Source organism: Brevibacterium limosum (assembly GCF_011617705.1).
Classification (GTDB): Bacteria; Actinomycetota; Actinomycetes; order Actinomycetales; family Brevibacteriaceae; genus Brevibacterium; species Brevibacterium limosum.
Genome location: NZ_CP050154.1, coordinates 2,489,738 through 2,509,867, shown reverse-complemented (window position 1 = coordinate 2,509,867; position 20,130 = coordinate 2,489,738). Strand labels below are relative to the sequence as shown.

Here is a 20,130-nt window from a genome sequence, read left to right as displayed (position 1 = left end):
CGAGTTCGAGCGCTGCTTCCGCGATTCCAAGTGTCCTGGCCGCCGCCGATGCCTCCGGCTTAGACTGAACGGGTGACTGTCGTTTCAGTACCTGCCCCGACCATTCCGCGCCGGCGTTTGGCGCCGGGCGAGATCCGCACTCCTGTCGATGCTGACAAGAGGGTGCTGCTGGCCGCGCCGCGAGGCTACTGCGCCGGCGTCGACCGCGCCGTCATCGCGGTCGAACGTGCCCTCGAGCACTTCGGCGCACCGATCTATGTCCGCAAAGAGATCGTGCACAATCGGCACGTCGTCGAAACTCTGTCCGAACGCGGAGCCGTCTTCGTCGATGACACCGATGAGGTGCCGGAAGGCGCTCGGGTCGTGTTCTCCGCTCACGGAGTCTCACCGGCCGTCCACGCCGAGGCGGCCGAACGTTCGCTGTCGACGATCGACGCGACCTGTCCGCTGGTGACCAAGGTTCACAAAGAGGCCATCCGATTCGCCCGAGACGGTTTCCGTATCCTCCTCGTCGGCCATGCCGGTCACGAAGAGGTCGAAGGCACCATGGGAGAGGCGCCGGAGCACATCACCCTTGTGCAGAGCCCCGACGAGGCCCACACCATCGAGGTGCCCGATGCCGAGAAACTGGTGTGGATCTCGCAGACGACATTGAGCGTGGACGAGACCATGGAAACCGTCGAGATCCTGCGCGAACGCTTCCCGCACCTGCAGAACCCGCCCAGCGACGACATCTGCTATGCCACTCAGAACCGGCAGGTTGCGGTGAAGAAGATCGGCCTCGAAGCGGATCTGGTCATCGTCGTCGGGTCGGCGAACTCCTCGAACTCCGTGCGCCTGGTCGAAGTCGCCCTCGAACACGGAGCGAAGGCGGCGCACCGGGTCGATTTCGCTCGCGAGATCGACGAGACCTGGTTCCACGACGTCGCCACCGTCGGCGTCACCTCCGGGGCGAGCGTTCCGGAGAACCTCATTCACGACGTGCTGCGGCTGCTCGCCGACTACGGATTCGACACGGTCGACGAGATCGTCACCGCCGAAGAGGACCTCATCTTCTCGTTGCCGAAGGAACTGCGCAGACTCGGCTGAACACAGTAGCTCCGCAAAGTGACTCGATGGGAGCTGCAACAACTAGACGGGGTCGACGAACGCCGTCGATACTCAGCTCGTCCCAGTCTGCCGATCCCGCAGATGAGTCGGACCACGATCATCGAAGCCCATGGCTCGCGGGCGACTGAGTTCCTCGGCGCTGATGCCCCGAGCGCGAGTATCGAGTTCGGCCACGGCATCGAGTTCGTCGGCGACGATCCCGGTCGACGGGAGCTTTCTGGCGGTGACGAGGAACCGGGACTCCAAGGACGAGACGAACCGGTTGTAATCGTCAACGGACCGGTCCAGGCTGGCTCCCATCCGCGACACATGAGTCACCAGGGTGCCGATGCGTTCGTAGAGTTCCGTGCCGAGACGCAGCACCTCGGCCGCCGAGGCGGACATATCGGCCTGCCGCCAGTTGAGCGCCACGGTCTTCAGCAGCACCAGCAGCGTCGCCGGTGAGGCGAGGACGACGTTCTTGCCCAGGGCATGATCGATCATCTTCGGGTAGCTTGCCGCGGCTGCGGAGAGCAGACCGTCGGTGGGGACGAAGCAGACGACGAAGTCAGGGGAGGAGTCGAATGCCTTCCAATACTCCTTCGACGCCAGCGCATCGACATGACGCAGCAGGGCACGGGCATGATCGTGGCCATCGGTGCCCGAGCCCGCCTCATCGGCGGAGTCGCCGTTCATCCGCGCCGACAGCGGGGTCTTCGCATCGATGACGATCGTGCCGCCGCCGGGCAGGTGGACGACCATATCGGGACGGTGACGCTTCCCGTCCCGGTCGGCACTGACCTGGGTATCGAAGTCGACGTGGGGGAGGAGACCGGCATATTCGACGATGCGTTTGAGCTGGACTTCGCCCCAGTCTCCACGGTGCGTCGTCGAGTTCAGCGCGTTGGCCAGTGACCCGGTGGATTCCTGGAGGCGGAGGTTCTGTTGGCTGAGGTGCCCGATCTGGGAGTTCAGTCGAGTGATCTGTTCGATCTGAGTGCGATCCTGAGCGTGCAGGTTCTCCTGCAGGTTCTGCACGCTCGCCGCCAACGGCCCGATGGCCGCCGTGATCTCACCGGCCATCTGCGCATCGGCTTCGAGATCTTCCGTGCGTTGGGACAAGATGCGTGAAGTGGTCTCGGCGCGGGTGAGTCTCTCGAGGTAACGGGACCGGGTGAGAGTACGCCCGAGGAGGAAACCGAGCACGGTGGCGAGGACGATCGCCACGATGAAGGCGATGATGACTGCGGCGGCGGGGAAAGCATTCATGGTTCCAGGGTGACAGAGCGCACTGACACGAGAATTCGAGGACCACCTCGGCGATGGCTAGACTTGGATACCGTGGCTTTGACTATTGGAATCGTGGGACTGCCCAACGTCGGCAAGTCGACCATGTTTAACGCACTGACCAAGAACCAAGTTCTCGCGGCGAACTACCCGTTCGCAACGATCGAACCGAACGTGGGCGTGGTCCCTCTGCCGGACGCCCGGCTCACGCGACTGGCGGAGATCTTCTCCTCCGAACGCATCCTCAACGCCACCGTGGACTTCGTCGACATCGCCGGTATCGTGCGCGGAGCCTCCGAAGGCGAGGGCCTGGGCAACCAGTTCCTCGCCAATATCCGCGAAGCCGATGCCATCTGCCAGGTGATCCGTGGATTCGTCGATGACGATGTCGTCCACGTCGACGGCAAGATCAGCCCCGCCGATGACATCGATACGATCAACACCGAGCTCATCCTCGCGGACCTGCAGACACTGGAGAAGGCGCGGCCGAGGATCGAGAAGGAAGTCAAGGGCAAGCGCGCTCCAGCCGAACAGCTGACCGCGATCGATGCCGCCACCGAGATCCTCGAAGGCGGACGGACGCTCTATCAGGCGATGCAAGCCGACAGGTTCGACGTCAGCGCCCTGCGCGAGCTGCAGCTGATGACGGTCAAGCCCTTCCTCTACGTGTTCAACGTCGACGACGAGGTGCTCGCCGATGAGGACAAGAAGAACGAGATGCGGGCCCTCGTGGCACCGGTCGAGGCCATCTTCCTCGACGCGAAGTTCGAGTCCGAACTCGCCGAACTCGACGAGGAAGAGGCCCGGGAGATGCTCGAATCGACCGGTCAGGAGGAGAGCGGGCTCGACCAGCTCGCCCGTGTCGGCTTCGACACCCTCGGCCTGCAGACCTACCTGACGGCTGGGCCTAAGGAATCCCGTGCGTGGACGATACCGAAGGGAGCCACCGCCCCCGAGGCGGCCGGAGTCATCCATACCGACTTCCAGAAGGGCTTCATCAAGGCCGAGATCGTGTCCTTCGATGACCTCGACACCAACGGAACGATGGCCGCCGCGAAGTCCGCTGGCAAGGTTCGGATGGAAGGCAAGGACTACATCATGATCGACGGGGACGTGGTGGAGTTCCGGTTTAACGTATAGCGTTATTGACGGGCCCCGTTATATGCTGGCTCCGTGATCAGGTCGTTCGGCGACAGGGCGACCGAACGGCTGTGGCGTCGTGAGCGCGTGCGCTCGATCGATCCGAGGATCCATCGGGTGGCACTGCGCAGGCTTCGTCAGGTGGGGTCCGCGGAGTCCCTCGAGGACCTCCGCGTCCCGCCCGGCAATCGGCTCGAAGCTCTCAAAGGTGATCGGGTCGGGCAGCACAGCATCAGGATCAACGACCAGTGGCGGATCTGCTTCGTGTGGACGGACGCTGGACCAGAGGAGGTGCAGATCGTTGACTACCACTGACAAGATCGAGCCGATCCACCCGGGTGAGGTCCTCATGGAGGATTTCATCGAGGGCCTCGGCATCACGCAGAACAAGCTCGCCGTCTCGATCGGGGTGCCGCCGCGTCGGATCAACGAGATCGTGCACGGCAAGCGAGGCATCACGGCGGATACCGCGCTGCGCCTCGCGAAGTACTTCGGGACCTCGGCGGAGTTCTGGATCAACCTCCAGAGCCACTACGAGCTCGATCGTGCGGAGGACCTGGTGGGCGAGCAGATCGCTTCGATCGCCCCGTTGCAGGTCTCGTGAACGCTGGAACGGTGTCCCTCGGCACGGTGAAGGCCGTCGGGTTTGATCTTGACGGCACGTTGTTCGATCATCGAAGGTCCGCAACCGATGGAGTCCGCCTCTTTCTCGGCAGTCTCGGAGTCGACCCGACGGCGAAGGCCGTGGATCTATGGTTCGCGGCGGAGGAAGCAGAGTTCGAGCATTGGCGTGCGGGGCGAATCAGCTTCCAAGACCAGCGACGGCGGAGGCTCAGAAGCGTCCTGACTGCATTAGGCATCGAATTTGACGATGCGCCAGCTGGTCTTGACGGCCTCTTCGAGCAGTATTTAACTGGGTATCGAAGTGCTTGGCGACCGTTCCCCGATGTTCTCGAGGTGCTGTCCTCACTTCGAGACCGCGGCTACCGCCTTGGGCTGCTCACGAACGGGAGTGAAGAGCAGCAGCTCAGCAAGTTATCGGCAACCGGCCTCGCCGAGATCTTCGATGTTGTGTGCATCTCAGAAGCGATCGGAGCGCAGAAGCCTGACGCCCGGGCTTTCGACACACTTGCACAATCGCTGAACGTGGCATCTCGTCGGTGCCTGTTCGTCGGTGACGACCCGATAAGGATGTCGAAGGTGCCATCGCTGCAGGGATGCAGGCATCCTTGATCGAGCGCTGCCGCGCATGGGTGCCCCCGGGGTGCCGGCAGTGATCGAAGCGGCGCTGGCGTAGATGCAACGAGCGCCTGTCGGTTCAGAGGTTGGTCCGTGGCGGACCTCGGCGGAGTTCCGGTTCAACGTTGAGCGGACTGCCACTGCGTCACCTGATATCCAGATCCTTCAGCTGATCGGTGATGCTGCGGGGGCTGCGTCCCAGGAGACGCGTGAGCGTGGAGTCAGAACCAGAGAAATGCCCGCTCCTCGTAGCTTGGAACATCGACAAGGTGAAACGCGCGACCTCCTCGGGCACACCGCTGGAGAGGGCGTCGGCCAGCCACGTCTCGTCGTCCACGACGACGCGCTCAATTCGGCGGCCAGTGATCTCGGACGCGGAAGCGGCGAAATCCGCGAGGGTGACAGGCTCGGGCAGCGTCAGGTCGATCGGGCCCTCATGTGGTTCATCCGCTGTCAGTATCGCAGCAGCGGCCTCCGCGGCGTCGCGGCGATCGACCCAGGAGAAAGGTCCGTCGGCGGGCATGGCTATCACTCCGGTTTCCTGCCACGCGCCGAGCAGCTGGATCGGTTCACCGTAGAAGCCGTTGCGCAATGAGGTCCAGGCTGCCCCCGATTCTGACAGGTGCTGTTCGGTGGCCGCGTGGATTCCGAGCGGCGGGTAAGGGGTGTCTGCGCCCGCCCCATGGGCGCTCGTGTACAAGATCCGCTGAGCCCCCGCGTCGACGGCTGCATCAATCGCCCTGCGGTGCTGGGCGACGACGTCAGCAGCAAGGTCGCTTGAGGACACCAGGAGAACCTGTTCGGCTTCAGCGAACGAATGACGCAGAGCCGCGGGATCGTCATAGCTCCCCTGCCGGACGCGGACTCCCTGATCGGCCAGATGGGTCGCACGCGATGGGTCGCGGACGCTGACGCCGATCTGCTGTGCTGGTATCCGCTTCAGAAGATGGTCGACCGTGGCTCCGTTGAGAGTGCCTGTCGCTCCGGTGACGATGATCATCTGACATCCCTTTCGTGTGAACTGTGAGCTGACGTGGTGCTCAGTGCACACGTCAGGGCAAGTGCCAAGCTTGAAGTTGACTTATATGGTCAACTTATTATGAACCCATCCTGCGCTAACTTGACTGCTATGATCAAGTTAATCGTCAATGCGGAAGGAAGCTTCTTCGTGTCCGACTCTCATGGTGTGCCGCCTCTACGCTCGGATGCTCGCCGAAACGTCGACCGGATCCGGCGTGCGGCGGTTCAAATCTTTCGTGATCGGGGGTTCTCTGCGCCGCTCGAGGAGGTCGCTGTGGCCGCCGAGGTGAGCAAGGCGACTATCTTCAATCGGCTCGGCGGGAGAGTTGGGCTGATCGATGCCGTCATCGACGAGGTCGTCGCTGTGGAGCTGAGGACTGTCATCGAGGATGCGCGGTCCATTCTCGAGATCAGAGAGCGGATCTGCTCGTACATCGATGCCCTTCGGGATCTGCAGTATCGACTTCCAGCCGTCAATGATGTTCTCCTGCAGGAGTATCGCGACTCCGAGCCGTTACTCGCCCTGTGCCATGCCGGAACGGCCTTCCACGACAGCCTTGTCTCTCAGGGGCACGCTGCCGGTGTACTGGCTCCCGAATTCACACCTGAAGACTTTCAAGCACTTGCTCGAGACAATGCTCTGGCCCTCAAACACGGCGGTCGGCCGCCGCGGGCCGACTACGATCGCCGAACCGCGTTCGTACTCGGTGGGATCTGCGCGTCGTCATGCGCGTCCGCCTAGTCCCGCGGGCTCGATGAGGCTGCTCTGGTTGCAGGGGTGCTCTGCAGACCTCGACCGTCCTATCCTCGGCCGCACACGAAACAGCAAGGTCGTGAGAGTCAGCCTGCGTTAGAGTGACCTCTGGCATCAGCATGTGATCGCAACGATGAGATCGGCTGCAGGGGACTACCGACCCGAACGATCGAAAGTCGAGGACCGAAGATGACAGGCAGCAAGAGTTCGTCACAGCTCACGGGGCCGTGGAGCCTTGCCAAGACAGTTTGGGCAACCGGTCTCATCCTTGCGCTCGTGCTGGGTGCGATCTCTGCGGTCATCGGACTCGCATCGCTCATTCCCGGGCTCGGCCCACTCAGTCCGATCGCGGCTCGATGGGCCCCCACCGTTGCGCCGCTGGCAGCGCTGGCGGGGTTGATTGTGCTTGTGCTCGGAATCGCTGCTGTGCGCAGGGGCTGTCGCCGAACCGGAGCAGTCGCAACAGTGCTCGGCGGTGTCGGCACGGCTGCGAACGTCGCGGTCATCATCGTCCTCGTCGGCGCCATCTCCGCCGCCGGCGGCACGGTGAACCTGTTCACTGCAACGTTCGGGCTGTCCGCTATCGACGCGGAGAGGCCCGACCGGAAGGAAGTGTACGAGACGACCGGATCCGGCGACGACCTTTCCGTATCGATCTACGAACCGGAGGGTTCGAACGGCTCGGCACCGACGATCATGTACGTTCACGGGGGCGGCTGGATAGCGGGCGAGCCGGACGCTTCGAGCTCCGAGCTTCGAGAACTCGCTGATCACGGCTACCTGGTCGTGTCGGTCGAATACGAACTCGCCACCATGGACAACGCGACCTGGCAGAGCGCACCCTCGCAGGTCGCGTGTGCGGCAAGCTGGATCCAGACCCACGCAGACGCGCTCGGTGCGGATATGGACCGCCTCGCGTTCTGGGGCGAGAGCTCAGGCAGCAACATGGTCGCCAACACCGCCGGCGCCGCAGCGCAAGGCACCGCCGACTCGTCATGTGGTGGGAAAGTTCCGGTTCCGGCAGCAGTCATCGCGGACTACCCTGCATTCGACGTCACCGGCCTCTACGAGAACGCTCCCACCGGCCCTGGTGCCGGAACCGGCACGCGACTGTTTGCTACCAGCTACACGGGTGGCACACCGGAGGAATACCCGGAACGATATGCAGCGGCGAATTCCGTCACGCATCTCGAAGCTCCCGCGCCACCGATGCTCATGATGACTGCGATGCGCGATGACGTCATCACCCCGGCTGACCAGTTGGCATGGGCTGAAGCGGCCCGAAGCCGTGGAGTCGACGTCGAGACCGTGCGTATTCCACTCGCCAACCATGCCTACACGCAGAAATCGAAGAACTCACTCGGCAGCCAAGGTCATCTGAGCATCGCAGAGGCATACCTGTCCGAACGACTTCGCTGACGCCTGCCTTCCGCCCCTCACCGGCAACACGGAAGGCGCTTCCGAGGTGCGCCGGAAGCTGCAGGACAGAATTGATGATCACCAATTGGCTATGGTGGTGGCAAAAGGGGCACTCCGGTCCTACCCATATTCGAATGAGGAGTCTTCGATCATGAGCTTCAGTGTCTACCTCTCCGGTGAGATCCACACCGATTGGCGCGAAGAGATCAAGCGCGGTGCCGAGGCGGCCGGGCTCGATATCGAGTTCACCGCGCCGGTGACCGACCATCCCGCCAGCGACGCCGCCGGTGACCACCTCGGCGAGAACGACAGCTCATTCTGGCGCGACCACCAATCGGCGAAGGTGAATGCGATCCGAACCCGCACCCTGATCGAGAAGGCCGATATGGTCGTCGTGCGCTTCGGTGACAAGTACAAGCAGTGGAACGCCGCCTTCGATGCCGGCTACTGTGCAGCACTGGGCACCCCGTATGTGACTCTGCACGATGCCGAAATCGTCCATCCGCTGAAGGAAGTCGACGCCGAAGCCAAGGCTTGGTGCCAGACGACCGATCAGGTCGTCGAGACCCTGCAATACGTCCTTCGGGACTGAACTCGTCACGGCGTCGACCACCTGACCGGTGTCGGCACCGGGGCACATTTGATGCGCGGCTGCTCTTCATTTCACGGCATCTTCGCCGATCGCAACCGGGTGGCTGGTGGTGACCACACCCGTCACCCGGAATTCGAAATCGCCCGCTGGGCAGCCGAAGATCTCACCCCTGAACAGCGGGCGGAATCGGTTGTCTACACCTCCGCCGAGCATTGTCCGATGTGCTCTGCCCCGCACGTCTGGGTGGCTTCGGCCGCATCGTCTACGCCAGCAGCAGTCAGCAGCTGAGCTCCTGACACAAAGAATGGGGCCTGGCCCCCGGTCCTGTGCTGCCTCTGGCGGTGCAGGAGGTGGCCCCCGGAATCGATGTCGTCGGTCCTGACCCGCAACTGAGCAGTCAAGAGCGGGAGCTGCATGCGCGTCTGCACGGGGTCGAAGCCTGATGCCTGCGGTACAGTATCTGCATCTCAGCGATTGTTCGAACTGCATCCGAACCGAGGTGCCGACAACGGCACTGACAAAGGAGTCCGGCCTTGGCCCTGCATGAAATCACCTTCCTCTCGAGCAATGACCGCGACACCATTCAGAGTTGGCTCTACACGCCCACTGCGGAACCGACGGGGATCGTTCAGATCATCCACGGGCTCGGTGAGCATTCCCGTCGCTACCTCCACCTCATCAATGCCTTGACCGATGCCGGTTTCGCTGTCGCCGCCGACGATCATGCGGGGCATGGACGTACGGCCATGGAGTCCGGGATCTGGGCCGATGCCGGGGATGATGCGGCCCGTGTCATCGTCGACGACGAACTGACCCTGCAGGCGAAAGTTCGCGAAGTCCTGCCCGGACTGCCTTACATCGTGTTCGGCCACAGTTGGGGATCGCTGATCGCCCGCGCCATGGCCTCCGATCCGACGAGCGACCTCGCAGGGCTCGCCCTCTGCGGAATCGCCGCGCAGTGGCACGGGATCGAAGAGGTCATCGATCGAAAGGACCTCGCCGAGGCGGCCGCCGGCGACCAGCGTGCGGATCCCGCGGCGGGCCACCTCGTCGATCAGTTCTTCAACGGGTTCCTCGACCGCTGTGGTCCCGACGCCGGACCAACCGCGTGGGTCGCTCTCGACGAGGCGGTCGTCGCTGATCACGGCCGAGATCCGTTCAACAATTTCGGAGCTCCGATGAGTGCGCGATTCCTGCAGGGTTTCGTCGACCTCTACGACGAAGCCAATGCCGATTCCTGGTATCCGACGATTCCAGGCACCCTGCCGGTGCTCATCCTCGCCGGTGACCAGGACCCTGTCGCGAACTACGGCGAAGGTGCGTACCATGTCGCCAATCGTCTTCGCGAGGCCGGACACGAAGACGTGCGCACGCGCGTCTTCACCGGAGTCCGGCATGAAGTCCACAACGAACCGACATCCCGCGCCGAGGCGGAAGCAGAGATCGTCGATTTCGCCGCCCGCTTCATCGTCTGATCACGGGTCGCCCAAACGGCTGAGAGAAGAGTTCATGAACACAGCAGAGGGTTCGAGTTCCAATACGAGCTGGCCGCAACAGACACTCATCGTCACCGACCGGCTCCTGCTTGAGCCACTGGCGGTGCGCCATGCGGCGGAGATGGCGGAGACGCTGTCCTCCTCGCCCGACCTGTTCACCCACATCGGCGGGACGAGCCCGAGCGTGTCCGAACTCGAACGCCTCTACGCCCTGCAGTCAGTGGGCGCCTCACCCGACGGTGAGGCCGGCTGGCTGAACTGGATCATCCGTGACGCAACCCGCTCCATCGCCGTCGGATACGTTCAAGCCACAGTCACGAGGGCCGATGCTCGGAACCAGGCAGACATCGCTTGGGTCATCGGCGCCGACCACCAACGGCAAGGATTCGCCACCGAGGCGGCTCGTGCCATGATTGCCTGGCTGGCGGATCGCCACGTGACCGAGCTGCGGGCCGCAATCCATCCGGACAATACCGCCTCGAACCGAGTCGCTGAGCGGCTCGGACTGCAACAGACCGACGAGATCGACGACGGTGAAGTCATCTGGCATGCAGAGATGAGGACACGAGAATGACCATGCACATCCCGTCCGTCGACGATCTGCCCGGGATCATCGATACGGTTGCGTCCTGGCAACGCGAAGGCCTGCCCGTCCAGGTCCATCCCGGGGACCTCGGTTGGTATCAGCGCTTCGGGGCCAATGCGCTCGCCTCGGCGCTGCGGGTATGGACGCACGATGGTGAGCCTGTGGCCGTCGGATTCCTCGACGTATCCGGACTCATCCGCGTGGCCATCTCACCGGGTCATGCCGAGGATGAGATTGTCGCCGAGGCGGTCGTGACCGATCTCGAGACCGTTCTGTCCGATCTCCTCCCGTCGAGGACGGGCATCATCGAACCCCTCGGTGTGCACAGTGAGCACCGCGGATACGGTTTCGGCACCGGGATGACGCTCGGCGCGGCATCTGTCCTACGGGACATGGGAGCCTCGGCGAGGTCAGGGATTACCTCAGGCCGGTGCGCCGGCGATGAAGGCCGCCTGTGCGACATGCTGGATGGCGTCGTCGATGATCGAGACCATGCGGACGCCGCGAGTGACCGCGGGAGTCCAGTTCTCGTCGATGACCTCATCGAAATCATCCTCGGACAGCGTCCCCACGTAGTCGGTGAATGCATTCAGTGTGGCGCCGAGATAGTCGACAAGCAGCTGCTGATCCTCCACCCGGATCTGCGCAGCCTGTTCCGGGGTGTGCCCGAGCCCGAAGGAGTCCCCGATCTCGCCGAGGCCGAAGCGGCCCCGGAAATCCTCCCACAGCTGGGGACGGCCGGTGAGGTCGGAGAGCTGAGCATCGATCTCGCGGCCGCTGTGCCACAGCAGCCAGGCGATCGAATTCGGATGACCGCCGAGGTGGCGGTTGAGTTCTTCGGGGGAGAGGTCGGGCAGCGCCTGCGCCGCCTGGAGGGGACGTTGGGACAGGTCGGTGAGAAACTCAATGCTGTTCATGTCGCCCATTGTGCTCTTCGAGACCGTTCCTGTCACCAGTGGGCCTCAGTCGAGACGGGGCCTGCGACGGTTGCGTTTGATCTCCGATCGACGCTGTTCGCCCCTCACTCGTCGGCGCCGCGAATTCTTGGACGGCTTCGTTGCTCGCCTGTGCACCGGCGGAGCCAGCGCCTCGCGCAGCAGCTGCGCCAGACGCATCCGTGCCTCCTGGCGATTCTTCAGCTGCGACCGATGCTTCTCCGAGGTCACGGTGATCACGGTGCCCGACAGTCGAGGTGCCGATCGGCTGAGCACCCGCTCGCGCTGAGCCTCGGTGAGGAACGACGCAACGGCCAGATCGAGGCTCAGCTGCACCCGCGAATCAGCGGTGTTGACATGTTGTCCACCGGGACCCGAAGAGCGGGAGAACTGTTCTGTCAGCTCGGCCGCGGGGATGACGAGCCCGGTCGGGATCCCGGGTCCGGACGGCACCCGCACATCACCATCCATCTCAGTTCGACTCCGGTTCGCCTTCGCGATCGTCACCGGCGGCGTCTTCTTCGCGCAGCTTCGGTGTGATCTGCAGGTGCGCACGGATGCCGTGCTTGTCGGCATAGAACGCGCGGATCCGATCCATGTCATGGATCAGGTCATCGGTCATGTCCAGGGTCGGGCCCAGCCCGGTGGTGTGTGTGGCCGAATCCAGATATCCCAGGGTCACGGGCATGCCGGTCTGGCGGGCGATGCGGTGGAAGCCGGATTTCCAATGCGTGTGCCCGCCGCGGGTGCCGTCGGGGGTGACGACGAGTCCGAAGACCTCGCCGGCACGGACGCGCTCGACCACCTCGGTGACGATTGTGCTGGGGTCGGATCGATCGACGGGGATCCCTCCGAGGCCGCGCATGATCGGGCCCCGCCAGCCGGTGAACAGAGAATGTTTGCCCAGCCAATGCACCTTCACTCCCAATCGCCAGGCGATGGCGAGCATGACTGCGAAATCCCAATTGGATGTATGCGGGGCGCCGAGGAGGACGGTCGGGCGCTGTGGGGCGGGCTCGGTGACGAGCTTCCACCTGCTGAACGTCCAGAATGCGTGAGCGAGGAGGCGTCGGATCATGATCTCAACGGTAGAGCACCCGCATGTGTGGGCCTACCGGCGTCGATGAGTGCGGGGTGTGAACCGCGCATGGGCGGCCGCCGGTACCGGGCAGAGCCGACCCGACGGCGCATGGGAAGAAGTCGCCGGCCGTGGCCATCAGAATACCCGGCAGGGAATAATCACGGCTCACGCTTCGCTGTACCGGGCACCGAACATCACCGACAACGGAGGTAGATATGTCTGATTCAGCACGTGTCGTCATTCTCGGCGGCCATGGAAAGATCGCACTCCTGGCAGCGCCCAAACTCGCGGCCGCTGGCTTCGCCGTCGATTCGGTGATCCGCAATCCCGATCAGTCCTCCGAGGTCGAAGCCGCACGGGCCAACCCGGTCGTCCTCGACCTCGAAACAGCCGACTCCGAGGCGTTGGCCGACTTGTTCAGCGGAGCCCAGGCGGTCGTGTTCTCCGCCGGAGCCGGAGGAGGCAATCCGGAGCGGACCAAGGCTGTCGACCTCGAAGCCGCCAAGCGCTCCATCGATGCCGCCGGTCAGGCGGGGGTCAGGCGCTTCGTCATGGTCTCCTACGCCGGCGCAAGCGTCGACCTCGAACGTGTCGATCCGGAGAGCTCGTTCTACCCCTACGTGCAGGCCAAGAACGGCGCAGATGAGCACCTACGGGCAAGTGAGCTCGACTTCACGATCCTCGGACCCGGCGGGCTGACCCTCGAACCCTCCGGCGGAAAGGTCCTCATCGCCGATGGGGCCGGGGACGTCGACGGCACCCGCCCGGAATCCGATGTGCGAGTGACCTCACGCGAACTCGTCGCCGATGTCATCACGCACGTCATCGCCGAATCGGCAGCGGTGCGACAGACCGTGAACTTCTACGACGGGCAGACTCCCATCGCCGAGGCGATCAGCTGACCTGAATATCCACGCCAGACCCTGAGGGAACCCGATGGCCTGTCGTCTCCGACCGGAGACGGCAGGCCATCGGCGTCACCGGAGAATGTGTCTTGTGACTGCCGCAGAGTCTCAGATCCGGCGGTTCCACAACTGGTGAGTCAGACCGCTGGCCGTGGTGAGGCTCTCGATCGTGAACTCCTGCTCCAGTCCGTCGAGGCCCTCCCAGAGCGAGACTCCCCGCCCCAGGGTGACCGGGACGAGAGCGATATGCATGAAGTCGACGAGACCGGCAGAGAGGAACTGTCTGATCGTCGAGGGTCCTCCTCCGATGCGGACATTGTGACCATCAGCGGCGGCTGCCGCCTCGGCGAGGGCCTCTTCCGGTGAAGCCTCGATGAAGTGGAAACTCGTGCCGTTGTCGAACTCCATCGGCTCGCGCGGGTGATGAGTGAGGACGAAACACGGCGTTCTGAACGGCGGCTCCTCACCCCACCATCCGCGCCACCCGTCAGCGGGCCACGGCCCCGACTGCGGTCCGAATTTCCTCCGCCCCATGATTTCGGCACCATTGCCCTGGCCCCATAACGCGAACAGTGCCCGGTCGGCAGTCACTGGGCCGTCGACCTTGTCCACGCCCTCGATGCCGCGACCGTCGAAGTAGGAGAACAGCGCCTGCGCCTCGCCGATCGGCTGATCGGCGGTGACGAACTCGCCGGCCGCGAAACCATCGAGGGAGACGAAGAGACAGTTGACACACGCTTTGACCATGAGCACTCCATTGTGACTGGGAGGGGGTATCGGTGCAGGGACGTGCGCCCAGTGTAGAATCGAGTAGTTTCAGAATGCAATCACCGGAGGTGGACCAATGTCGGATCGGCCGCGTTCGGGCTGCGCCATCAACGCCGCCGTCGAAGTCCTCGGGGACAACTGGTCGCTCATCGTCCTGCGCGACATCATCTTCGGCAGCAGGCGGCACTTCCGTGAGCTGCTCACCCTCAACGACGAGGGCATCGCGTCGAATATGCTCGCCAGCAGACTGAAGAAGCTCGTGGACGAAGGGCTCCTGACCAAGGCAGAAGCGGTACGCGGTCAGAAGGCCGAATACTCCCTCACCGAGGCGGGCATCCAGACCCTGCCGGTCATGGTCGCCCTCGGAGCCTGGGGGATGACCCACCGGGAGACCTCTGCCGAACTGACGATCCGATCCCGACTCATGGCTGACGACCCTCAGCTCGTCGCCGATCTCATGGACGAGCTGAGAGAGAGCCACCTCGGCATCCCGCGCCCCGCCTCGGAAGCGCCGCGCGCCTCCGAGCGGTTGCAGGCGGCCTTCGAGGCAGAGGCGCAGTCACGTCGACAGCGGCCTTGTCCGCTCGCGGCAGGTGTGGTTCCATGGAATAAGTGATTGCATACTGCAATCACTTATTCGCAACACTGATCTCGAAGGAGCGATCATGTTCAACGGACTCATGGCAAACATCGGCATCCGCAACGAGAAGTCTGCGACCGAATGGTATTCCCGACTCTTCGAAAGGCAGCCGGATGCCCGGCCGATGGCGGGTCTCGTCGAATGGCGATTCGACGAGAAGTTCGGCATTCAGATCTGGGAGGACCCGCAGCGGGCAGGCGGCTCGACCATCGTCATCGACGTGGACGACCTCGACGCAGTGGACCGACGGCTGCGTTCGGCCGGAATCGACCACGACGAACCCTCACCAGGGGGCGGACGACGCATCCTCCCGATCACCGATCCGGACGGAAACCAGGTGGTGTTCGTCGGTGAATGAGCCCGCAGAAGATCAGGGTGCACCCCTGACAGCGACGATCAGCCTCAGCGCCGATATCGATCATCCGATCTCCGCGGTGTGGAATGCCATCGCCGACACCGGTCAGCGCGTCCAGTGGGGCGTCCCCGACGGCGAGGAGATGGTCTGCGACGTCGACGAATACCGCCTCGGCGGATCGATCCGCACCCGTTGCGGGTCGCCGGGAGCACTGGAGTTCGAAGCCACTGGGCAGTACTGCGCTCTCGAACCGGAGCGTTTCATCGTGACCACCGAAACTCTCACCAGAGACGGTGAGATCCTCTCGACTGCCATCATCACCTGGACCCTCACCGCCACCTCGACAGGCGCCCGAGTGGACCTCGTCGACCAGGTCGTGTCCTTCGTCGGTCAGACAATGGTCGACGGCCACCGCAACGGCCATGAGATCTGCCTGCGACAGCTCGGGGAATTCCTCAGCTCTTGAGATCCGCGGCCCAGGGAAGGTCAGCGCCGGTGCGACCGACGGTGATCCCTGCCAGATCGGCTGCCCGTTCGCCCAATGCTTTCAACCCGGCTGTGTCGAGGTGGGAAAGTGCTCTCGTCTGCGCCTGCAGATCATGGATGAGAGAGACCATGAACGTGTCACCGGCCCCGATCGTATCCGCGACTTCGACCCGAGCCGAAGCCACATCCACCCGCGCCGAGGCGGTCGCCAGGATCGCGCCGTCCCCTCCGCGGGTCAGCACCGCCAGATCCGGACCAAGACCGAGCAGGTGGTCGAGCTGAGCTGCTTCAGTGAGATCGGGGTAGAGCCAATCGGCATCGACATCGCTGAGTTTGAGGACGTCGACCCGCCGAGCGAGAGCCTCGAACCGTGGCAGAACCTCCTCCCGGGAACCGATGATCGACGGCCGGATGTTCGGGTCGAACGAGATGACGGGCCCGGGCGTCTGCGATTCTGACTGCCCTTCGACAGCGTCGAGGAGCCGATCGATCACGGCCGAACCCGGTTCGAGGAACGCCGCAATCGACCCGAAATGCAGACCGGAACGGGCGCTGTCATCAAGCAGCGCCGAATCCGGGTCCCACCGCAGCCGGAACTCGTACTCGGCGGATCCGTCCTCGGCGAGGCGGGCCAGCGCCGTGGACGTGGCACCGCGCGGTGAAACGTGCACGGCGACCCGGGACTCCCGCAGATGGGCGAGGATGAATCCGCCGTGGAAGTCATCACCGACATCGGTGAGGAACTCGACCGGGTCGCCGAGGCGGCCCAAGCCGAGAGCGACATTGGCCGGGGCCCCACCCGGTGCATAGCGGTCAGGGGTGCCGGGCGTGCTGACGATATCGATGAGGGCCTCACCGATGACGAGAATGCTCATGGGCACGATTCTAAGGTGAAAGACTCTCTGCGGCCGTGACCTGCGGTAATAGGACGGAAATCGTTGAACGCACTGAATCGACACCATTTCGTGTCAGTGCCGTCTGGGAGTGTGCGGTCATGGACAAGAACACCGTTGACACCGACGTCAGAACGATCATCGATGGAGCTTCGGCTCGTATCCTCACACCGCGCCCCGGCGAATGCCTGGTCTGCTACGTCTTCCGCCAACTCAGCGAATTCGGCTGCAACGGCACACACCGTTTCGCACGCACGTTCCGAGACCAGACGGCTCCACGCGCAACCGCTCTGTTCGACAGACTCAGAAGCATGGGCGCGTGCTGCTGTGATGGCGAGATCCTCGGCAACGCATACAGATTCTCGCCGAACCCGTGGATCACCGAACCCGGCCCCTTCGCCGAAGCGCTCGGCACCCCGATCAGGTTGGTCGCCGCAGACGAACTCCAGAACCTCGACGAGGAACGCGGCCGAGATCTGATCGATGCCACGGAGACGAAGTACTTGTGCTGCAAGATCGTCAGACGCGGATCGACGCAGCCCTGCGGAAACTGGGAACGCGTCCCAGGTTGGTGAGACACCCGTGTCCGGCAGAATAGGACCATGTCTTCCACTCTGCCGCTGTTCCTCGACTGCGATCCCGGGATCGACGATGCGCTTGCCCTCGCCTACCTGTGTTGCCAGGACGACGTCGATGTCGTCGGCATCGCCGCCTCAGGGGGCAATGTCGCCACCGCACAGGTCGTCGAGAACACCCGCGGATGGTTATCACTGGCCGGGCGCAACGACTTCCCCGTCCATGCCGGCCACCGCCTTCCGCTGGCACGACAGACTCAGCCGGCGGCAGCGGACGAATCGCTGGAATACGCCGACCTCACCCATGGCGACACCGGACGAGGGTATGCCCGGCTGCCGGCTCCGACGGCCCCGATCAGTTCGGTATCGGCCGCACAGGCGTGGGTCGATGCAGCACACACCCATCCCGGACAGCTCCTCGGCGTCGTCATCGGTCCGTCCACCAACCTCGCCCTGGCACTCGATATCGACCCGGCCCTGCCGCGTCTGTTCAAACGTCTCTTCATCATGGGCGGAGCGTTCAACTACCGGGGTAACACCCACCCGACGACGGAATGGAATGTCACCTTCGATCCGGAGTCGACTGCCCGAGTGCTCGCGGCCTTCGACGCGGTCCATGAACGTGGGCAGGTGGCCCATCTGCCGGTCATCGCCCCGATCGAAGCTACCGAAGCCGTCGAAATGACTCCCGATCGCCTCGCCCGCATCCGCGACGGAGCCGCTGCCGCCGGTCAGACGTGGCAGGAGATGGCGGCTCAACTGTCCGAGGCGCTGCGGTTCTATTTCGAATTCCACGAATCCGACGGCCTGGGTTATCTCGCCCACATCCACGATCCCTTCGTTCTCGCCTGTGCTCTGACCTGGGCGCGACAGAACACCATTCCTGCGAACGGCGCACAGTCCGAGGGGTCGAACACGAATGCCCAGCCGGCGGCCGCCTCGGTGCTGGGGAGAGGCGCCGAGGGTGTGCTGCCGTGGGCCACGACGCTGTGGGCGCCTGTCGATGTCGAACTCACGGGTACACTCACACGAGGCGAAACCGTCGCCGACTGGTTGGGCCGGTGGGGCAGACCCGTGAACGCAGAGATCATCCGCACCATCGACGCCCCCGCATTCCTCGACCACCTCAGCGCCACCCTGATGAAAGGACCACCCGCATGACCACCCACTCCAGACAGTCTGGGCAGGGGCCGACCACCACGGTCGGTCCCGGACAAAACCGCAATCGCGCTCTTCCCCTCACCCTCACGCTGCTCGGCACCCTCGTCATCATCGGCACCTACCTCGCCGTGCTGCTGACCCAACCGGCCAACCTCGGCGTCGACCTCGGACACACTACCTTGTGGGTCATGCTCGGCTATCTGGGCGGGGGCATCCTGCTCGCAGCGGGCACCCTCCCGCTCATTCCGCGCAGCGTTCTCGCGCTTATCCCGGTCGCCATCGCCCTCAACATCGTCATCGGGCAGGTCATCGGCAACTACACCCCCGTCCCGCTCTACCTCGACTCCATCGGCACCGTGCTCATCGGCGTCCTGGCAGGCCCCGCCGCAGGAGCCTTCACCGGCATCATCTCGAATCTCATCTGGGGCGTGACCCTGAGCCCCAGCGTCATCGCGTTCAGTTCCGGGGCGGCGTTCATCGGAGCCGCCGCCGGCTGGGCCGCACGTCTCGGAGTCTTCCGCACACCCTGGACCGCGATCATCATCGGTGCCGTCGCCGGTGTTCCAGCCGGTGCCATCGGAGCGCCCGTCGCCGCCTACGTCTTCGGCGGCGGTCTGGGAGCCGGAACCGGGGGAGTCGTTGCGATCCTCCAAGCCGCGGGCCTCGAGATGTTCAACGCCACGTTCGCCCAGAGCATGGTCTCCGACATCGTCGACAAGGCGCTCATCTTCGCCCTGGCCTACGTCGTCATCCGCTCGCTGCCCAAACGCATCATCGGCCGCTACGAATTCGCCGCTCACAGTCGGCCGCGTTCGACGACTCGCGGCTCCGGGCCAGTGCAACCGGTCGAATCGGCACAGCCGACGGAATGAGCCCCGCGACACCCGTCAGGCACACTGCCGCCGACACCGCTGGGGCACTCCGCCTGAGGCGTCGTCTGCATCCGGCCACCGAGCTGGTCATCCTCGCCTGCAGCCTGCTGCTGGTCTTCGGAATCCCCTCTCCGATCGTGCCGGTCATCATCCTTGTCGGCACGATCGTGACCGTGGCGTCATCACCTGTCGTCCGGCTGCGGACATGGTCGATGACCGTGGGCCTCCTGTGCCTGCCCACTCTGGCCGTACTCACCGTCGTGCAGGGACTGTTCTACCCCGGCGCCGAGGTGCACGTGCTCTGGCAGGCTGGACCGGCCCGTCTCAGTGTCGAAGGACTGAGCATCGCCGTCCAGATCTGGCTGCGTGTGAGCAGCTTGATCGGAATGTGCGCGCTGTTCGGACTCGGTGCCGATTCCGCCCGCCTCTTCGACGGGCTGCGCCGACTCCGTCTGCCCTCGGGCGTCGCCTATGTGTGTGCCTCTGCCAGCGGACTCATCCCGCTCATCGGCGCACGCACCCGACACATCCTTGAGGCGAGACGAGCCCGAGGCTGGGCCACCGACTCCTGGCGAGTGCGGATCCGATTGCTGCCGGGAATCGTCGTCGAACTCGTCACCGCGATCCTCCTGACCGCCGATCAGCGTCACGACGTGCTCGAAGCGAGCGGCCTCGATTCGAGCTCGACCACAGTTGCACTCCAGGATCACACGGACGGGACAGGACAGAGACTCCTCCGGATCCTGACTCCGTGCGCGGCCCTCGGACTCATCGCCGCCTCGGTGGCAGGAGTCCTGCCTCTGCCGGGTGCAGCAGACCTGATCGGCGGTGCCTGAG

General features: G+C 64.1%; 26 protein-coding genes. 18 read left to right on the top strand and 8 right to left on the bottom strand.

Translation table 11 applies throughout. The features are described 5' to 3' along the window. The first annotated feature begins 72 nt into the window (after window positions 1-72). A complete protein-coding gene (locus GUY37_RS11350) occupies window positions 73-1,089 on the top strand; it encodes a 4-hydroxy-3-methylbut-2-enyl diphosphate reductase (RefSeq protein WP_166825652.1) in 1,017 nt (338 codons plus the stop codon). Window positions 1,090-1,161: 72 nt separating this feature from the next. Here the strand turns inward: GUY37_RS11350 and GUY37_RS11345 are convergent, their stop codons facing one another. Continuing rightward, on the bottom strand, window positions 1,162-2,358 hold the full coding sequence (locus GUY37_RS11345) for a DNA recombination protein RmuC (protein WP_166825649.1): 1,197 nt from the start codon (window positions 2,356-2,358) through the stop codon (window positions 1,162-1,164). Window positions 2,359-2,430: 72 nt separating this feature from the next. Here GUY37_RS11345 and ychF point away from each other — a divergent pair, with 72 nt between their 5' ends. Genes ychF through GUY37_RS11325 form a run of 4 tightly spaced genes read left to right on the top strand, consistent with a single transcriptional unit; the run spans window position 2,431 to window position 4,749 of the window. Continuing rightward, window positions 2,431-3,516 (top strand): redox-regulated ATPase YchF, encoded by a 1,086-nt coding sequence (gene ychF, locus GUY37_RS11340; RefSeq protein WP_166825646.1) that lies wholly within the window; start codon window positions 2,431-2,433, stop codon window positions 3,514-3,516. Window positions 3,517-3,549: 33 nt separating this feature from the next. Continuing rightward, window positions 3,550-3,831, top strand: a complete 282-nt coding sequence (locus GUY37_RS11335) for a type II toxin-antitoxin system RelE/ParE family toxin (protein ID WP_166825643.1) — start codon at window positions 3,550-3,552, stop codon at window positions 3,829-3,831. Next, window positions 3,818-4,120, top strand: coding sequence for a HigA family addiction module antitoxin (locus tag GUY37_RS11330; protein ID WP_166825640.1), 303 nt, complete (start codon window positions 3,818-3,820; stop codon window positions 4,118-4,120). The genes GUY37_RS11335 and GUY37_RS11330 overlap by 14 nt, the downstream gene beginning before the upstream one ends. An 11-nt stretch (window positions 4,121-4,131) precedes the next feature. Beyond that, window positions 4,132-4,749: an HAD family hydrolase gene (locus GUY37_RS11325; RefSeq protein ID WP_166825638.1), complete on the top strand. Its 618-nt coding sequence runs from the start codon at window positions 4,132-4,134 to the stop codon at window positions 4,747-4,749. A gap of 151 nt (window positions 4,750-4,900) precedes the next feature. Here GUY37_RS11325 and GUY37_RS11320 read toward each other — a convergent pair whose 3' ends face one another. Next, window positions 4,901-5,755: an SDR family oxidoreductase gene (locus tag GUY37_RS11320; protein ID WP_166825635.1), complete on the bottom strand. Its 855-nt coding sequence runs from the start codon at window positions 5,753-5,755 to the stop codon at window positions 4,901-4,903. Window positions 5,756-5,884: 129 nt separating this feature from the next. Here GUY37_RS11320 and GUY37_RS11315 point away from each other — a divergent pair, with 129 nt between their 5' ends. From GUY37_RS11315 to GUY37_RS11295, 5 genes are all read left to right on the top strand, one after another. Beyond that, a complete protein-coding gene (locus tag GUY37_RS11315) occupies window positions 5,885-6,517 on the top strand; it encodes a TetR/AcrR family transcriptional regulator (RefSeq protein ID WP_166825633.1) in 633 nt (210 codons plus the stop codon). Between the two features lie 201 nt (window positions 6,518-6,718). Then, a complete protein-coding gene (locus tag GUY37_RS11310) occupies window positions 6,719-7,948 on the top strand; it encodes an alpha/beta hydrolase fold domain-containing protein (protein ID WP_166825630.1) in 1,230 nt (409 codons plus the stop codon). 151 nt (window positions 7,949-8,099) lie between these two features. Beyond that, window positions 8,100-8,540: a YtoQ family protein gene (locus tag GUY37_RS11305; protein ID WP_166825628.1), complete on the top strand. Its 441-nt coding sequence runs from the start codon at window positions 8,100-8,102 to the stop codon at window positions 8,538-8,540. 533 nt (window positions 8,541-9,073) lie between these two features. After that, window positions 9,074-10,015, top strand: coding sequence for an alpha/beta fold hydrolase (locus tag GUY37_RS11300; RefSeq protein ID WP_166825625.1), 942 nt, complete (start codon window positions 9,074-9,076; stop codon window positions 10,013-10,015). A 34-nt stretch (window positions 10,016-10,049) separates the two neighbouring features. Further along, complete coding sequence (locus GUY37_RS11295; RefSeq protein ID WP_166825623.1) at window positions 10,050-10,610, top strand: GNAT family N-acetyltransferase; 561 nt, start codon at window positions 10,050-10,052, stop codon at window positions 10,608-10,610. Window positions 10,611-10,831: 221 nt separating this feature from the next. Here the strand turns inward: GUY37_RS11295 and GUY37_RS19355 are convergent, their stop codons facing one another. The 4 genes from GUY37_RS19355 to GUY37_RS11280 form a co-directional block, all read right to left on the bottom strand. Beyond that, window positions 10,832-10,957, bottom strand: a complete 126-nt coding sequence (locus tag GUY37_RS19355) for a hypothetical protein (protein ID WP_266096633.1) — start codon at window positions 10,955-10,957, stop codon at window positions 10,832-10,834. A gap of 87 nt (window positions 10,958-11,044) precedes the next feature. Beyond that, the gene (locus tag GUY37_RS11290) at window positions 11,045-11,539 is read right to left on the bottom strand and encodes a mycothiol transferase (protein WP_166825621.1); all 495 of its coding nucleotides are present in this window, start codon (window positions 11,537-11,539) and stop codon (window positions 11,045-11,047) included. A 45-nt stretch (window positions 11,540-11,584) separates the two neighbouring features. Continuing rightward, window positions 11,585-12,028 (bottom strand): alternative ribosome rescue aminoacyl-tRNA hydrolase ArfB, encoded by a 444-nt coding sequence (arfB, locus tag GUY37_RS11285; protein WP_166825618.1) that lies wholly within the window; start codon window positions 12,026-12,028, stop codon window positions 11,585-11,587. A gap of 1 nt (window position 12,029) precedes the next feature. Beyond that, window positions 12,030-12,635, bottom strand: a complete 606-nt coding sequence (locus tag GUY37_RS11280) for a 1-acyl-sn-glycerol-3-phosphate acyltransferase (RefSeq protein WP_166825616.1) — start codon at window positions 12,633-12,635, stop codon at window positions 12,030-12,032. 218 nt (window positions 12,636-12,853) lie between these two features. Here GUY37_RS11280 and GUY37_RS11275 point away from each other — a divergent pair, with 218 nt between their 5' ends. Beyond that, window positions 12,854-13,540 carry an NAD(P)H-binding protein gene (locus GUY37_RS11275; RefSeq protein ID WP_166825614.1) on the top strand — a complete coding sequence of 229 codons (687 nt, stop codon included), beginning with the start codon at window positions 12,854-12,856 and terminating at the stop codon, window positions 13,538-13,540. A 111-nt stretch (window positions 13,541-13,651) separates the two neighbouring features. On the opposite strand, the gene GUY37_RS11270 is transcribed toward GUY37_RS11275, so the two are convergent. Beyond that, on the bottom strand, window positions 13,652-14,290 hold the full coding sequence (locus GUY37_RS11270) for a dihydrofolate reductase family protein (RefSeq protein ID WP_166825611.1): 639 nt from the start codon (window positions 14,288-14,290) through the stop codon (window positions 13,652-13,654). Window positions 14,291-14,387: 97 nt separating this feature from the next. Here GUY37_RS11270 and GUY37_RS11265 point away from each other — a divergent pair, with 97 nt between their 5' ends. From GUY37_RS11265 to GUY37_RS11255, 3 genes are read left to right on the top strand one after another with little or no spacing between them, the layout of a single operon-like run. After that, window positions 14,388-14,927, top strand: coding sequence for a winged helix-turn-helix transcriptional regulator (locus GUY37_RS11265; protein WP_166825610.1), 540 nt, complete (start codon window positions 14,388-14,390; stop codon window positions 14,925-14,927). 49 nt (window positions 14,928-14,976) lie between these two features. After that, a complete protein-coding gene (locus tag GUY37_RS11260) occupies window positions 14,977-15,309 on the top strand; it encodes a VOC family protein (protein WP_166825607.1) in 333 nt (110 codons plus the stop codon). Continuing rightward, window positions 15,302-15,772, top strand: coding sequence for an SRPBCC domain-containing protein (locus tag GUY37_RS11255; protein ID WP_166825605.1), 471 nt, complete (start codon window positions 15,302-15,304; stop codon window positions 15,770-15,772). The genes GUY37_RS11260 and GUY37_RS11255 overlap by 8 nt, the downstream gene beginning before the upstream one ends. Here the strand turns inward: GUY37_RS11255 and GUY37_RS11250 are convergent. Beyond that, window positions 15,762-16,667, bottom strand: a complete 906-nt coding sequence (locus GUY37_RS11250) for a carbohydrate kinase family protein (protein ID WP_166825602.1) — start codon at window positions 16,665-16,667, stop codon at window positions 15,762-15,764. The two genes, GUY37_RS11255 and GUY37_RS11250, sit on opposite strands and share 11 nt — an antisense overlap. Before the next feature lie 119 nt (window positions 16,668-16,786). Here GUY37_RS11250 and GUY37_RS11245 point away from each other — a divergent pair, with 119 nt between their 5' ends. Genes GUY37_RS11245 through GUY37_RS11230 form a run of 4 tightly spaced genes read left to right on the top strand, consistent with a single transcriptional unit; the run spans window position 16,787 to window position 20,129 of the window. Beyond that, entirely contained in the window at window positions 16,787-17,260 is a 474-nt protein-coding gene (locus tag GUY37_RS11245; protein WP_166825600.1) for a DUF2695 domain-containing protein, read from the top strand. 27 nt (window positions 17,261-17,287) lie between these two features. Further along, complete coding sequence (locus GUY37_RS11240; protein WP_166825599.1) at window positions 17,288-18,421, top strand: nucleoside hydrolase; 1,134 nt, start codon at window positions 17,288-17,290, stop codon at window positions 18,419-18,421. Beyond that, window positions 18,418-19,293: a histidine kinase gene (locus tag GUY37_RS11235; protein ID WP_166825596.1), complete on the top strand. Its 876-nt coding sequence runs from the start codon at window positions 18,418-18,420 to the stop codon at window positions 19,291-19,293. Before GUY37_RS11240 ends, GUY37_RS11235 begins: the two co-directional genes overlap by 4 nt. Next, on the top strand, window positions 19,290-20,129 hold the full coding sequence (locus GUY37_RS11230) for an energy-coupling factor transporter transmembrane component T family protein (protein ID WP_166825594.1): 840 nt from the start codon (window positions 19,290-19,292) through the stop codon (window positions 20,127-20,129). The genes GUY37_RS11235 and GUY37_RS11230 overlap by 4 nt, the downstream gene beginning before the upstream one ends. Window position 20,130: the final 1 nt, after the last annotated feature.

Bases quoted from the DNA above. Each gene is read 5' to 3' on its own strand.
- GUY37_RS11345 (WP_166825649.1), bottom strand. From the start codon at position 2,358: ATGAATGCTTTCCCCGCCGCCGCAGTCATCATCGCCTTCATCGTGGCG.
- GUY37_RS11320 (WP_166825635.1), bottom strand. From the start codon at position 5,755: ATGATCATCGTCACCGGAGCGACAGGCACTCTCAACGGAGCCACGGTC.
- GUY37_RS11315 (WP_166825633.1), top strand. From the start codon at position 5,885: ATGATCAAGTTAATCGTCAATGCGGAAGGAAGCTTCTTCGTGTCCGAC.
- GUY37_RS11310 (WP_166825630.1), top strand. From the start codon at position 6,719: ATGACAGGCAGCAAGAGTTCGTCACAGCTCACGGGGCCGTGGAGCCTT.
- GUY37_RS11305 (WP_166825628.1), top strand. From the start codon at position 8,100: ATGAGCTTCAGTGTCTACCTCTCCGGTGAGATCCACACCGATTGGCGC.
- GUY37_RS11295 (WP_166825623.1), top strand. From the start codon at position 10,050: ATGAACACAGCAGAGGGTTCGAGTTCCAATACGAGCTGGCCGCAACAG.
- GUY37_RS11290 (WP_166825621.1), bottom strand. From the start codon at position 11,539: ATGAACAGCATTGAGTTTCTCACCGACCTGTCCCAACGTCCCCTCCAG.
- arfB (WP_166825618.1), bottom strand. From the start codon at position 12,028: ATGGATGGTGATGTGCGGGTGCCGTCCGGACCCGGGATCCCGACCGGG.
- GUY37_RS11280 (WP_166825616.1), bottom strand. From the start codon at position 12,635: ATGATCCGACGCCTCCTCGCTCACGCATTCTGGACGTTCAGCAGGTGG.
- GUY37_RS11275 (WP_166825614.1), top strand. From the start codon at position 12,854: ATGTCTGATTCAGCACGTGTCGTCATTCTCGGCGGCCATGGAAAGATC.
- GUY37_RS11270 (WP_166825611.1), bottom strand. From the start codon at position 14,290: ATGGTCAAAGCGTGTGTCAACTGTCTCTTCGTCTCCCTCGATGGTTTC.
- GUY37_RS11265 (WP_166825610.1), top strand. From the start codon at position 14,388: ATGTCGGATCGGCCGCGTTCGGGCTGCGCCATCAACGCCGCCGTCGAA.
- GUY37_RS11260 (WP_166825607.1), top strand. From the start codon at position 14,977: ATGTTCAACGGACTCATGGCAAACATCGGCATCCGCAACGAGAAGTCT.
- GUY37_RS11250 (WP_166825602.1), bottom strand. From the start codon at position 16,667: ATGAGCATTCTCGTCATCGGTGAGGCCCTCATCGATATCGTCAGCACG.
- GUY37_RS11245 (WP_166825600.1), top strand. From the start codon at position 16,787: ATGGACAAGAACACCGTTGACACCGACGTCAGAACGATCATCGATGGA.
- GUY37_RS11240 (WP_166825599.1), top strand. From the start codon at position 17,288: ATGTCTTCCACTCTGCCGCTGTTCCTCGACTGCGATCCCGGGATCGAC.
- GUY37_RS11235 (WP_166825596.1), top strand. From the start codon at position 18,418: ATGACCACCCACTCCAGACAGTCTGGGCAGGGGCCGACCACCACGGTC.
- GUY37_RS11230 (WP_166825594.1), top strand. From the start codon at position 19,290: ATGAGCCCCGCGACACCCGTCAGGCACACTGCCGCCGACACCGCTGGG.